Source organism: Dokdonia ponticola (assembly GCF_042653865.1).
Lineage (GTDB): Bacteria > Bacteroidota > Bacteroidia > Flavobacteriales > Flavobacteriaceae > Dokdonia > Dokdonia ponticola.
Genome location: NZ_JBHSFV010000010.1, coordinates 58,084 through 71,441 on the forward strand (window position 1 = coordinate 58,084; position 13,358 = coordinate 71,441).

General features: G+C 32.9%; 16 protein-coding genes. 2 read left to right on the top strand and 14 right to left on the bottom strand.

Annotated features, from left to right (window positions below):
- Window positions 1–48: 48 nt before the first annotated feature.
- The 14 genes from ACFO3O_RS15505 to ACFO3O_RS15570 form a co-directional block, all read right to left on the bottom strand.
- Window positions 49–615 (bottom strand): Crp/Fnr family transcriptional regulator, encoded by a 567-nt coding sequence (locus tag ACFO3O_RS15505; RefSeq protein WP_379980422.1) that lies wholly within the window; start codon window positions 613–615, stop codon window positions 49–51.
- Between the two features lie 27 nt (window positions 616–642).
- Window positions 643–1,011: a GNAT family N-acetyltransferase gene (locus tag ACFO3O_RS15510; RefSeq protein ID WP_379980425.1), complete on the bottom strand. Its 369-nt coding sequence runs from the start codon at window positions 1,009–1,011 to the stop codon at window positions 643–645.
- A 262-nt stretch (window positions 1,012–1,273) separates the two neighbouring features.
- Window positions 1,274–2,269 (bottom strand): alpha/beta fold hydrolase, encoded by a 996-nt coding sequence (locus ACFO3O_RS15515; RefSeq protein ID WP_379980427.1) that lies wholly within the window; start codon window positions 2,267–2,269, stop codon window positions 1,274–1,276.
- Window positions 2,270–2,356: 87 nt separating this feature from the next.
- Window positions 2,357–3,235: a TolB-like translocation protein gene (locus tag ACFO3O_RS15520; protein ID WP_379980429.1), complete on the bottom strand. Its 879-nt coding sequence runs from the start codon at window positions 3,233–3,235 to the stop codon at window positions 2,357–2,359.
- 92 nt (window positions 3,236–3,327) lie between these two features.
- On the bottom strand, window positions 3,328–4,401 hold the full coding sequence (locus tag ACFO3O_RS15525; RefSeq protein WP_379980431.1) for a 3-keto-alpha-glucoside-1,2-lyase-like domain-containing protein: 1,074 nt from the start codon (window positions 4,399–4,401) through the stop codon (window positions 3,328–3,330).
- 544 nt (window positions 4,402–4,945) lie between these two features.
- Window positions 4,946–5,593, bottom strand: coding sequence for a hypothetical protein (locus ACFO3O_RS15530; protein WP_379980433.1), 648 nt, complete (start codon window positions 5,591–5,593; stop codon window positions 4,946–4,948).
- A 114-nt stretch (window positions 5,594–5,707) separates the two neighbouring features.
- Window positions 5,708–6,601 carry an alpha/beta hydrolase fold domain-containing protein gene (locus ACFO3O_RS15535; RefSeq protein ID WP_379980435.1) on the bottom strand — a complete coding sequence of 298 codons (894 nt, stop codon included), beginning with the start codon at window positions 6,599–6,601 and terminating at the stop codon, window positions 5,708–5,710.
- A 7-nt stretch (window positions 6,602–6,608) separates the two neighbouring features.
- Entirely contained in the window at window positions 6,609–7,292 is a 684-nt protein-coding gene (locus tag ACFO3O_RS15540; protein WP_379980437.1) for a hypothetical protein, read from the bottom strand.
- Window positions 7,292–8,308 carry an OmpA family protein gene (locus tag ACFO3O_RS15545; protein WP_379980439.1) on the bottom strand — a complete coding sequence of 339 codons (1,017 nt, stop codon included), beginning with the start codon at window positions 8,306–8,308 and terminating at the stop codon, window positions 7,292–7,294. Before ACFO3O_RS15545 ends, ACFO3O_RS15540 begins: the two co-directional genes overlap by 1 nt.
- 65 nt (window positions 8,309–8,373) lie before the next feature.
- Window positions 8,374–9,303, bottom strand: a complete 930-nt coding sequence (locus tag ACFO3O_RS15550; RefSeq protein WP_379980441.1) for a TolB-like translocation protein — start codon at window positions 9,301–9,303, stop codon at window positions 8,374–8,376.
- Window positions 9,303–9,857 carry a hypothetical protein gene (locus ACFO3O_RS15555; protein ID WP_379980443.1) on the bottom strand — a complete coding sequence of 185 codons (555 nt, stop codon included), beginning with the start codon at window positions 9,855–9,857 and terminating at the stop codon, window positions 9,303–9,305. Before ACFO3O_RS15555 ends, ACFO3O_RS15550 begins: the two co-directional genes overlap by 1 nt.
- An 8-nt stretch (window positions 9,858–9,865) precedes the next feature.
- On the bottom strand, window positions 9,866–10,315 hold the full coding sequence (locus tag ACFO3O_RS15560; RefSeq protein ID WP_379980444.1) for an SRPBCC family protein: 450 nt from the start codon (window positions 10,313–10,315) through the stop codon (window positions 9,866–9,868).
- Window positions 10,316–10,338: 23 nt separating this feature from the next.
- On the bottom strand, window positions 10,339–11,079 hold the full coding sequence (locus ACFO3O_RS15565; RefSeq protein ID WP_379980446.1) for a DUF3108 domain-containing protein: 741 nt from the start codon (window positions 11,077–11,079) through the stop codon (window positions 10,339–10,341).
- A 149-nt stretch (window positions 11,080–11,228) separates the two neighbouring features.
- A complete protein-coding gene (locus ACFO3O_RS15570) occupies window positions 11,229–11,792 on the bottom strand; it encodes a Crp/Fnr family transcriptional regulator (RefSeq protein WP_379980448.1) in 564 nt (187 codons plus the stop codon).
- Between the two features lie 743 nt (window positions 11,793–12,535).
- Between ACFO3O_RS15570 and ACFO3O_RS15575 the strand changes: the two genes are divergently transcribed.
- Both ACFO3O_RS15575 and ACFO3O_RS15580 read left to right on the top strand, forming a co-directional pair.
- Complete coding sequence (locus ACFO3O_RS15575; protein WP_379980450.1) at window positions 12,536–13,015, top strand: RNA polymerase sigma factor; 480 nt, start codon at window positions 12,536–12,538, stop codon at window positions 13,013–13,015.
- A complete protein-coding gene (locus ACFO3O_RS15580) occupies window positions 13,012–13,353 on the top strand; it encodes a hypothetical protein (RefSeq protein ID WP_379980451.1) in 342 nt (113 codons plus the stop codon). The genes ACFO3O_RS15575 and ACFO3O_RS15580 overlap by 4 nt, the downstream gene beginning before the upstream one ends.
- The last annotated feature ends 5 nt before the right edge of the window (window positions 13,354–13,358 follow it).

Consider the following 13,358-nt stretch of genomic DNA (forward strand, 5'->3'; position numbering starts at 1 on the left):
ATTTCGACAAATATTCATCTTATTTTGAAATCTATCTCTTGACAAAAATCAATTAATTCTTTTTCTAACTCGACTTAATGTTTCTGGCGATATCTTGAGGTAGGATGCAATCATTGCTAAAGGAAATTTTTGAATTAGCATCGGCTTTTGAGTTAGTATATATCTATACTTTTCATCAGCAGATTTGTTATTATCAAAAAGCTCTAGACGATTATTAGCCATATCTAATATTTTCCCAAGCCTAAGAAAGCTCTGAGATATTGCTATGAGTTCATGTATGGATTCCATTGAGAGTTCAAACACAGTGCTGTCTTCAAAAGCTTCAATTGAGTTTTGGGACGGTTTTCTTGAAATGAAACTGCGATGATTTAACATCCAATCTTCTTTAGGATATAAGTCAATAACCTTAATATTAAAATCTTCATCGAGGTGATATTGATAAAAACTTCCCGTGTTAATAAAGTAAACTGACGAGCAAACATCGCCAATATTAAGTAACGAATCGCCTTTTTTTAGTTCTAAATATTTAAGCTTATTCTTCACAAAGTCTGTTTCTCTTTTAGTAAGATTAATGGATTGTGTTAAATAGTTCTGAAGCGAATTACTCTCAGGCATATGTTTATTTTAAAAGGATTATTACTTTTATTCAAGTTCTTTTGTCATAAGAATAGCATTGTAAGACTTATTGTCGATTCCATACATTTCTTCAACTTCTGCAATCTTTTTAAATCCAGATTTAAAATACAATTTTATCGCATTTAAATTTTGAGAAAGAACCCATAAATCAATTTGTGCTAATTCAGTATTAGCTTTAACCCAAGAAAACATTGATTCAATTAAAGAACCTCCTACTCCCTGTCTTCTGTGATCTCTATGAACTCCCATACCCAATATTGCCCTATGACTAGTATGCTTTTGGTCATATGATTTCACATCTATATGACCTAAAATTTGATTTTTATTGTTTACCGCAATTAATACTCGACGCCAGCCTATTTTACCAATAGGCACTTTTTGACGATTTTTTAATCTATCAACTATTTCCTTCGGGATTTTGCTATTTTCAATAGAAAGAGGAAGGAATTTAGGGGTGTTATTTTTTCCATTATCTGAAATGTGGTCTTTAAGATAAATGAAAAAATCATTGTGCCTTTCTTCATTAAGAGGAGTAATATGATACTGTATTTCTGGAGGTTTTGCTTTTTCTAATTTTTGATTCTATAAATTATTTTGCGCTACAGTTATGATTTAGGATTCACAGTATCTTAAAGTATTACTCTCCAGAAATAATTTCTGGATCATTCAAGAACATAACAAGATATTTTTGCACCACTTTTGGTGCTTCCAATTGAGGAAAGTGCCCAATAGAATCAAGAGTAACTAGTTTTGGGTTACTCACAATCTTTCGGTATAGCTCAACGGTCTCTTTGCCTGTCACAGGGTCTTGAAGTCCATTTATAAAAAGTATAGGAATTCTTTTTTGTACTAGTGTGTTTTTCCAGCGGTCTTTATTGATAATTCTATCTCTGCTGGCATGAACCAATTTATGGTTAATTCTGTTGCCTTCATTCTGACAGATTAAATACCATTGATCTATAAGATCTTGTTTTGATGGAAGGGATCGTTCTGCGAATACCTTTTTAAAGCTATTCTCAAAGAGCGATTGATTAACAAGAGGAGATATAAGACCACCTACGGGACTCGCTAGTAAAGACTGCACCTTCGTAGGTTTGTGAGTTTCTGGGAACAGGCCTCCATTCAGCAGGGTTGCCGACCTGATTTCAAAGGGATATTTTGATCCGCTTTCCATAAAGCGCGCGATCATTTCTTGAGCAACGTTGTCTCCATAATCATGAGCTAAAATATGGAACCTTTTTATGTGGAGATTCTTTAAAACAGCCTCTTGGAGGTCTGCCTGAAGAGCAATGGAATAATTATGATTGCTAGGTTTATCGGATAAGCCAAAACCCAACATATCCACGGCAACCAGTCTGTAGTCCTTTTTTAAATCATCCCACAGCAAGCTCCAATCAAAAGAAGATGTTGGATACCCGTGAAGTAATAGAATAACCTCTTTGGATGCATCTTTGGTGTCAAAATAGGAAATATTGAATTGTTGGAATTGAAAGACTTCTGAATTTGATTTCCAATTCTTTAATTGATCACTAATGGTGTCTTCGTCAGGGCTTTTATCAGTTTTAGCATACACAAAAAGGAGAACAATTATAAATAAAACCAGTACTAAAATTGTCTTTCCTATCTTTTTCATCCTACTTTTTTTAACTTAAGAGGAGTTGCCATGAATACATACTTGAAGCGTGCAGCAAAGACAACTTAACCATCTTGTATCTTGAAATCAATGATTTTCCAATTCTCTCTCAATATTCACCCATTGAATCCTCCATCGGCTTGCCTCTTTACCAGTAGTGAAAAACAAAAATTTGTTGTCGGGTGTTACATAAGGGTTTCCTTGTCCATGCGTATTGGTTTTTTCACTCAATTTTCTCGGGTTGGACCAATGTCCCTTACCATCATTAAAGCTTATCATTAAGTCTAGTTGATTATCAATCCTCGCAAAAATCAGATAATCCTCTTTTGGACTAACATAAGGGGTGCAAGCTCCGTTATCCAATTGACTTAAGGGAATAAATTTTTCGGCATCACTAAATTTCCCTTCATATTCCTTTGATTTATAAATATTCATCTCACTATAATCTAGATTGCTTGAATGAAAATAAAGCGTTCCAGAATTAGTTAAGGTTGGGTGAGAAACTAATTTATTTCTCAAATTAGGTATGTCTACAAAAACAGGTTCGCTCCATTTACCATTAATCTTATCGGATTTCCATATATGCCAAGTTGCGCTGACTCCTTCAATTTCTGTTGGTCTTGTAGAGCTGAAATAAAGGGTGTTTCCATTAGGTGAAAAACTCATTCCATGGTCATTATAGTCACTATTAAAAAATGCCTTTTTTGTATTAGACCAAGCTCCATTCATTTTACTGATTCTAAAAACGTCAAAATTTTGGAAACTCGTATCAGAAATTGTGTAGTAATAATGCTCTAAATCTGGACTAAATACGCCACGGTGGATTATTTTATTTTCTGGTATTAATTCTTCTTTAAATTCAATTGGAATGTCACCAGGTACAGCAGCTGTCAAAAAAACCGATAATTCATTATTAGGTTTGCAACTCTGAAGGATTACTAGTAAAATAATTATAGACTTTTTCACAATATCTATTTCGGTTTTAAATAACTTTACGGGTTTTATTAAATAATTTCTGTTTATACTTTATTGTATTATTTAGGTCTTGTTGTAAAACACTAATCTAATTTTCCAATTAATCCCCAGCCATTTGCTTTTTCTATAACTACACAATGAATATTATTTTCACCTTTTTTAAGTGGAAGGTATAGCTTGTTTGTATTAATATCCATGTGTCCCATAAATTGGACTCCTTTTTGTCTAAAAGCGTTATTACCATTAAAAAGAAGTTTACCGTTAAGAAATACCAAAACTTTATCACTGTAGTCAAAAGAAAAAATCTGGGTTTTCGCTTTCGCAGAATTGACAGTTGTAGTGGCAACCACATATTCTTCCTTATTTTGTTCAAAGCTACCAAAGGTTGTCTTTTTTACATATTTAGAGATGGGTAATAATCCAGATTCTTCTGTTGATACTGTAATGTATCTCTCTTTTGAAAAATCTTCGAATCTTACCTTGCCTTCTTCATAAGGATACGCTTTTGTGATTCCCCAGCGATTTATAATGTTGTTCTCACTAATATTTATTGGGGTTGCAACTTCTTTTTCTGAATTACTGCTATGCATGACCCTAAAGTTTGAAAATCGATTTCCGAATAAAGCCCAGAGTCCAATAAGACCTTCATTTTGATCGGTTCTTAAATGATCTATGGTCATAACCTTGACGTTATTCACAAATACTTCAGAACTGTGGTTTGCCACCTCAATGCGCAAGCTATTCCATCCTTGATTTTTGAAGGAAGTGCTCGCTTGGTATTCTCGATACAGTTGCCAATTGGATTCGTTATTAAACATGGGAGTGTATTGGACAGCATCGGCCTGACTGGATTTGTGCAATCGCATGTATACCTCTTCTAAATTATCATTTTGTTCCCGAAAGCTTATACCAGCGAAGCTTCTGGTAGATTTAGCATAGACATCTACCTCTATAGTTCCGTTGGTAAAACTCAGGTTCTTGACTGTTGCTCGTCCATTCTTCAGCACGAGGGTTTTCCTGTTGTCAAAATTTTCGAATAGAGCATCATCAGGGGTGTTCCAATTGGAGGGAGTCATCTCAATTTTTGTTGGAGCGTTTTGCGCCGTTAAAAGTTGAAAGCTCAATAGGAAAATGAAAAGGTAAATAAGTTGTTTCATGTTTTTTGTGTTGAAGACAAGTTTTTGTAAAATTAATACTTGTCGGTTTTATGTGATTTACTCGTGATTAAAAGCAATGTTTTCGTATTTCATATTGCTTTTTTTGTCAGGCTGATTACTCATGATCACTCTTTTTCAGGATGGAAAAAATCAAGATGGAAAAAATCAAAGTGAGTATGGCAAAGAATTTCTCCAAATGAGTTTGAGCGAAAAGATTTGCGATCGTATTGAAAACAAACACGAAAAAAAATCCCCACAGAATGAAATTCACGAATTTTATCGATATGATCTCTTTCAAATACATTCCCTTTATAAGCAGTGCAACAAATAAAAATAGGTTCAGTAGGATTGAAATACTTTCAAAAATGTACATCTCTAGATCACTTTTCAATCTACCTCCCCATGTAATTTCATAAGGAGTCAGCTTTAGCAGGATGCTGAAATGAAAGAAGATGATGCAGGTCAATGACCCTAGCATTATCTTGATTGCCAATTGTGAACTCATACTTGTATGTCGCATCATATTTGATTGCACCTTCGTATCTTATAATTTACGAATCAATGAAGTGCCAATCCACACAAACCAAACAATCTGACTGATACCAAAAATCTCTTTGAATACATCAAAAGGTAAAACGGTTAAAATACCTGCCATTCCCACAAGTAAACCTAGAAAGTTCAAGGGTTTTGAAAACACTGAGCTTTTAAGGTGTATAATGCTGAGAAGCAATACCCAAATTCCACCAACAATCTCATTACCTCCCCCAAGTCCTTCCGAAACAATACCAACGCTCGCCCAGACAGTCATGGCTTTTTCAGGGTTGTCAATTCCAATTTCTATGACGGAATTGAGTCCTATATTTGAAATCATACCGCTAGCGATGACCAAGCCAACCCAGACCAAACCAAAGACGGAGGTCAACAATGAAAAGTTGGGAAAGTTCTTTTTAATTCGCTGGTGTATTGCCACCACCAAAATGGCAAGTAAAATACCAAATAACACATAGCTTATAAAGGTTGTTACAGAGAGCGTTAAATAGTTATCGGACAAAAAGGCTAGCTTTTCGGTTTCAGACACATTTTCTTTGGGGTAATTCAACAATCCACCATAAACAATAAAAGCTAAGATGTAAATTAATCCGAGTGAAATGGCCGAGAACCCTCCTACTTTTTGAAATGATTTTGAATACATAATTTAAATACTTTTGGTTGATAATTTGTTATACCCTAAGATGGGATTCTGTTTGAATGAACTGAAAATAAAACTCCTAAATTCACCTCTATACGTTAGACGTTTAGAAAACATTTATGATACATTTAGTAATTTAATGATTTGACGTAAAGCTATTTTAGCTTCCTTCATAACTGGTAAAAAAGGCCAAATATGTGGCATGCTTTTCCCAATAATAACTTTGTGATGCACATTTTCTTTTTTCAAGAGATTAATGGTTAACATTTGATCTGGATACATGATATCATTTTCAGACAGAAAAAGAATCGTTTCAGGAAAGCTTTTAAAGCTTCCGTAAATAGGTGAAATCATGGGGTTTTTTAAAGAGGTTTCACCTGCACACATTCTTTTTGCACTTGAAATTCCTTTGATTGAAAGCATCGGATCCACTTTGTCGTAAGCGGCAATATCTTCGTTTGATAGAGATGCATCCATCACAGGAGAAACCAAGATCAGTTGCTTGGGTAAAGCTTTGTTTCCAGCAATTAGTCGCTGGGTTAAAGCGGCAATTAATGTTCCTCCGACGGAATCTCCGATACATACTATTTTCTTTGGGCTAAAATGTTTCTGTGCTTCTTGATAAATGGTATCTATATTAGTAGAAATTTCAGAAATTTTATGTTCTGGTGCTTTAGGATAATTACACATCCAAATAGTATACTCTGTTTCCTGAGCTATAGTTCTAATAGTATCCCAATGGTGTTGTCCTGGACCTGAGATAAAAGCACCTCCATGTATAAACATTATGAGTTTATTTGATTCAGTATTGGTACTAACTTCAGTGATTGAACTTTCAAAAATTTGAAATTCTCTAGTGATGTTATTTCTAAAGAATCGTCCTCTCGGGTGATGCACATCTTCTTTTCGGATGGCTTTATAATCAATAGGATCTTGACTAAATTTTTGTTTTAAACCTTTTAGTTTAATAACTGCAAGCGTAAGATAGTATGTAAAGCTTTGTTTCAACATATTTTTATTATTTACTTATATACCATTCTTGCTCAACATCAAAATCCATCATTACAATTAGTTCCTCCATGTTATCAACACTAAATAATTTGAGTTGAGCTTCTCCTTTAACTCGATATTTCCCCATGGTATAGTATAGACTCTCTTCTGTTACTCCTAAATCTATAACCTTATTAATTTTTAAAACATTAGGATAATCAGACACAAGCACATGACTACCTTCTATGCCATCTAGCATATTACCATTTTTAGCATCTTCAAAGGTTTGCTCGCTAATTACACTTTCACCAATTCGAAAACTAAAATTATCATCTTTAATATCCGAAATAAGCGGAATTATTTTGTAAGTTCCTATTTCTAGTTTAGGATTTAGAGAGTTATGAACTCTATTTAAGCTAATATAAAGTTCATATTTTTCATACATAGCATCGTTTAATGAGGCATCAAATAATGTTATTATGCTTTCTTTTTTCATAGCATTACTACTACTCATTAAGTAATCAGTAGTAGTACCTTCGTCATTATTGATTTTAACTTTACAGTAATAGTCTGACTGATCTGTCAAATCGCTAAGTTCATAATCAATTAACTCTTCTTTTTGGTTTAAAAGTGATACCTGTTTGGCTTTATTATTTATGCGTACTTGCAATATTGAAGATAACCCCAAGACAATAATTAGTAATTTTTTCATTAGTCTATTTTTCTTAATTCAACCCTTCTGTTCTTTGCCTTTCCTTCTTTAGTTGTATTTGTTTCTATTGGTTTTGTTTGCCCAAAACCAATACCCTGCAATCTTGAAGCTTCCACATCTTCATCGGTTAAGGCTAAAAGCACTGCTTGAGCTCTGCTCTCAGATAGTCTCATATTATCCTCTGGATTCCCTGCATCATCAGTATGTCCTTCAATACTTATTTTTAAATCAGGATTAGACTTTAGCATTTTTGAAATTTCGTTGATCACTTCATAAGATTCAGCCTTTATTCTTGATTTACCAGTGTCAAAATTGATAAATAAAGTAGTAAAACCTTTGGTGTTTATATCGTTTATCATTTTGTTAGCAGTTATTTTTTCAATTGTTTGTTCGAAAACTTTCTGCTCTACAATCCCAATTGATCTTGAAGTAGAAGAAACTTGAAATCCTATTTTTTTATTCGGTGTTTTTAATAAAAAAAGGCTTACAGGATAATTTACCACATCTCCTGAATAAAATTCATTCATGTGTTCATAGATGCTGTTAGGGTCTGCTCCCCATTTTTGTGTAAATTCAGTTGGTATTTGACTATCAAATAATTGTTGTGCACCTATAGATTTTAAGTAATCCGAAACGCTTTTTTGAAAATAGTATTCTTGCCATTCTTTATCATCTTCCATTTTTATCTTCAATCGTTCTACCTTACCATCCAATACGAAAAAAGAGTTGCCATTGAAAAATTCGAGCTTATCAAACTCGTAATATGTTGAATATTCATTGTCTACTAGCATTCCTTTGGGGGGTTGTATATATGGGTAAGCACCTATATCAGCTGTTGATTCTTCAATATCATCCCAACTAAATGGTTTTGCTTTTTCTATATCAGAGTTTGTTTTATTCGCTTTTACCGAATCTTTGGTTGTAATTACTTTTTCAGACTCAGATGGTTTTTTGTTATTGTCATTGCACCCCAAAATTATTAGGTTTACAAGGCTTATAAAGAATAGTCTTTTCATTGTTTATCCTTTTGTTTTATTATTTAAACCGTTATTACATATATACTTAGTTAGTAATTTTTGTTCTATTTTTCATTTAAAAGTAAGTTAGCATTAACCCAATAAACCTCCCCTTTTTCTACTCCTGCCCACCCTTTTATTTCAGGGTTATTATATCTTCTTGAATAGATAAAATACTTTCCATCTGAAGACATATAGGGACAGTAATAACGCCAACCGCTTTCATATGTTAAGGGTATTTCTTTCGGTTTTGTCCATTCGCCATTTTTATTAAATGTTATCTGAAACTTACCTTGTCCGTTAGTAATGGCATACTGTTCATCTGGTGAAACATATGTTATGAGTTCTTTGCTTTCTGTTTTAAGGTCTACAACTCTAGGTGTTGCGAACTTTTCATTTCCTAAGTATTGCGAACGATACGTCTGCATTCCTCCATTTTTGGTTGGTCTATTTGAACGAAAATACAGGCTTCCATCTGACGTAACAACAGGATAGGTTTCAAAATATTCCGTAGAAACTGAAAAATCTACTTTAGAAGCCAATCCCCATTTTCCATCCACTTTTTTACTCTTATAAATATCTGGAGGTATGGTATAAAGTTCTTCTCTGGTAATATCATTATTGTAAAGCTTGGGGTCTACTCCAAGAAAATACATAGTTTTTCCGTCTTTAGTAATTGTAGGGTCACAAGCGATTGAAACTAAAATAGTATCAGGATACATTTTAATAGGTTTAATGTTAGACCATTTGCCGTCAATTAATTCAGAATGATGGATAACAAAGCTGTTATCTACAATCCTTGAGAAGAACATTTCTGTATGATTATAATTAAACACTACATTAAGCTCAATACTTTCAGTATTCACAATTGTTGGCGCAAATAATTTAGGGGTTGTTGAAGGATGCGTTTTATCGAAATACGAAAGGTTAGAACTCTTGCAACCAAGGAGTATTATTAATAGTAAAAAGGATATGTAGATATTTGACTTTTTCATTAAAATCGATATCCCAACCTTAAATGTAAATTCAGAGTTAACTGACTATTGGTAGTTGTGTTTTGGTTGGAAAAAAAATACTGATACCCGATACCAATTCCTGATTCGTAGGTAAAATGTTTACCTACATTCCTTCTTATACCCCAAGTAGGAATGATTGAAAAATCACTTCTTATTTGTACATTATTAACATTTGAAATCACAAACCAATCAGGATGGTAACTTGTTTTTAAAGACAGAAAATTACCACTGTTTCCATCGGTTCTTCTAGATTTGTTCTTTCTTTTATTCAGGTTATAATACCAACGCGGTTCTGCCGTAATTACTGCTGCCATTATAAATCCGTTTACGTCGTACAAGTCGTTGAGCCAAAAACCTGCGTCGAATCCTAGTTCTGACCGTAAAGCAATTGAATTTGATAATTTTGATTCATTATGTACCCAAACACCTAGCAATCCTGTTTGAATACCATAAGTGGATTTTTCTACACTTACATCTTGAGCGTTAGTAAAAATTGAGACTAATAAAAGAGGTGTTAACATATATTTCTTCATAGTTTTAATTAAGAAATGTTCCATAATAATTTAGATAATCTGTCTAAAGCAGATTCCCATCCATTGGCAACACCCATTTTCTCTTGTTGGATTTTATACGCCTCATTAGGATGAATCACGTTAAGTGTGAATTGAGTTGCATCACCTTCAGATTCAAATAAGACTTCTAATTCAACACCTTCTGTTTTTGGTTTGAAATTTGCTTCTGCAAGTATCTTTTTCATAAGAATAATTTCTTTGAACTTTCCTTCTGCTATAAATTCCATTCCGTTTTGTATTTTCATTAGGTAGTGCCAGGCACCACCAGCTTTAAAATTGTAATGCACAATTGCGGTCTCCATGCCTTGACGACTCCACCATCTTAAAATATACTCTGGCTCTGTGTACACTTTCCATACTAAGTCCATTGGGGCATGAAAGGTTCTTTTAAAACTTAAGGTGTTTATTGATGTATTCATAATTATTTAAGGTATTAGGACAATTAATCTAGCCTTTCTCGTTCCATAACTAGTTGCCCTTGCTCAGTTTCAGTAATCTGCTTAAGTGTTTTTTTGGTGAGTTTATCGATATAAAAAGTCGTTACGGACTTATTATCGGAAATGTCATTAGTGGTATTAACTTTCCAGACTTTTCTTTGTTCTCCTTTAAAATCCATTACAATTAGCTTAGTGTTTTTAATGGTTGCATTCATAACACCAACTTTTGATTTGGGATTGTAATCAAAAATGGAAATTGTAGTTGTAAAGCCATTCTGAAGTGGAAGTAATTTTATTAAATGGGGATAGAAATTACTATCAAAAAAAGACAAGCTATGTTCTTCTAAAATAGGAGTATTTGAATCTGTTGCTTTGTCTTTATAAAATCCAGTTATCTTCTTTCCAAATATCAGAACCATTTCCCGTTGTTGATTAACAGATGAATGGTAAATGGGTTTAAAGTTTGATGAATTTACAACCGTACTATCAACCCACTGGACATCTAATTTATTCATCTTCACCTTAGTTGTAGTGCTTATTTTTTCATCTATTTCCACTATAGTTGTATAAATTTTCCCTATTGGCACTTTTAGCGTATCAGCCATAAAAAAAAAGTCCATCACGTACTTTTCAGGTAACTCAAATGTTTTCTCTATTTTAAGATTTGATGGGTTTAATGAATTTTGAGATTTTACTGTTGAGATACCAAGAAGATAGCATAAAGAAAGTAGCACTATTTTGCTCATATTCGTGTAATATTGATTGAGATATCACAAATATGAAAATATGATTACAGTAAAAATTTGACATTTGTCAAATAATCTTATTAAGTGAGTAAAACAGAATTGTGTTTTATTTAATTCGATTATAGATTAAGATTATGAATCTAAAAAAACTATTTTTGGGCTCTTATTCTACTCAAGGTTTCTTGAGTCACCCCTAAAAAAGAAGCAATAATGCCAAGAGGAACTCTTTGTAAAATTTCGGGATTTTCTTTTATAAGAAGGTCATAACGCTCTTTAGCTGTATAAACATGAAGACCATCAAATCGTTTTATAATTAACGACATCCCAAAATTCGTAAAAAATCTAGCTAAATTACCAAGTTCTTTATTTTTATTAAATATAGGTTCTAATAAATGATAGTTAAATTCCCATAAAACTGAATCTTCAAGGGTTTCAACATATTTATAGCTTGGTTCACGCATATAATAACTAGCAACAGCACCTATAAAATCATTTCCTGTAGATATCCAATATGTAATATCTCTACCATCTTTGTAATTATAGGTTCTAGCAAGCCCCCTTTCTAGAAAATATATTTTATCAGCTATTTTACCCGCTTCTTGGAGTATTGTTTTTGCTTCGCATTCAATTCTTTTTAAAGAACATAGAAATAAAGCTTCATTCTCAAGAGATAAACTTTCTTTTTCTCTGAATTTCTCAATTATATTTTTCATTTTTTAGTATAAGTTTAGTCTTTTAAATGATCACTTTAATTGTATAAGACTATTCGAATCAAGAATTGTTACTTGAAAATATCTCTTAAAAATTGTATAAAATACATGGACGGAACAATAATTATTTAAATGATTTTGATATAAATCAAAAATTAGTCCTTGTCCTTAGATTACATTTGTTTTTAGCAATAAAACCTTAATTACTACCATACTCTAATCGTAATAAGCTCACTTTAAAACGCTCCGAAAGTTTTCTATTGAGTTTGTGTGTACTTTCCTTCTTCGTGTAGACAAGTAAACTTACAGATGTTCGTTTTGCAAAAATTGAGGGTGTCGACACGTTTTAACACGATGGTTATCCACAAAGTTCTCAACATCACAAACAAATAATTTTCCTATATTTTTGTTAAAAAACACACTTAATAAATTGATATATAGTATTTTATAATAAATATTTTTTACACAAAAAAAAGGTGTTCTAAGAGGTGAAAACAGCCTCATCAATTGATTTTACACTTGATCGCGTGTATTTTTGATAACGTTTTGATAAGATTGAGAATTAAGAAGACGCAAAACCTATTTTTTTTGCTTACAGAAATTATTTATTTGTCGGATTTTAAAAGTAGAATTAAGATGTAATTCTTGTCCCCTGTTGTATATAAATGCCCCATATACTCATTAATTCAAAAAAAACTACATTTCATGTCATATACCAAGACTATTTTATAGACTAATAAGCAACAATGGATAAAAGGCAGCTCACAGATGTATTACAAACCCACCACGCCGATGCCTTTTTGTGGGCAACACATTGCTGTCAGTATGATCAAGAAGAAGGAAAAGAAGTATTACAACAAGCCTATATAAAGATTCTAGAAAAAAAAGCCATCTATAAAGAAAAAGCAACTTTTAAAACCTGGTTATTTTCAGTCATTCGATTTACAGCCATCGACTATTTAAAAAAGAAAAAAAGCTTTGAGTCCTTAGAACATGTAAAAATTGGAGTAGAAGATCCTCCCTATGAAGTAACAACGATCGACTATAAAGAGATTTTAAAAAAATTACCAGAGCGACAACACCAAGTACTGTTACTTGCTTTTTATCACGAGATGACCCTAGCCGAAATAGCCACTATCACAGGCTTACACATTGGAACCATTCGTACTCATTATGAACGAGGCAAACAAAGTATGCGAAACCTACTAGTAAAACAAGCATTATGAACCCAGAAGACGATCACAATATCAAATCCTTTTTCGCAGAAATGCGTAAAAAAGAAAAGCAACTAGCTATCCCTGAGTTTGACGCGATGCTCCCTCAAAAGAAGTCATCACCAATGCGATATATCATCCCTATTGGTATTGCAGCATCATTAATCATCGGATTTGGAATTTGGACAACAACTCAAAAAACCAGTACACCAGAAGAGACTTTAGTAATTACGATAGAAAGCGAAGAAACCAACGCAGAAACTCCCACAGAAAGCTTACTCACAGATACCATGTCGGTCTTCTCATGGCAATCTGAAACAGACGCATTAATAAATGATTTTAACGATTAAATATA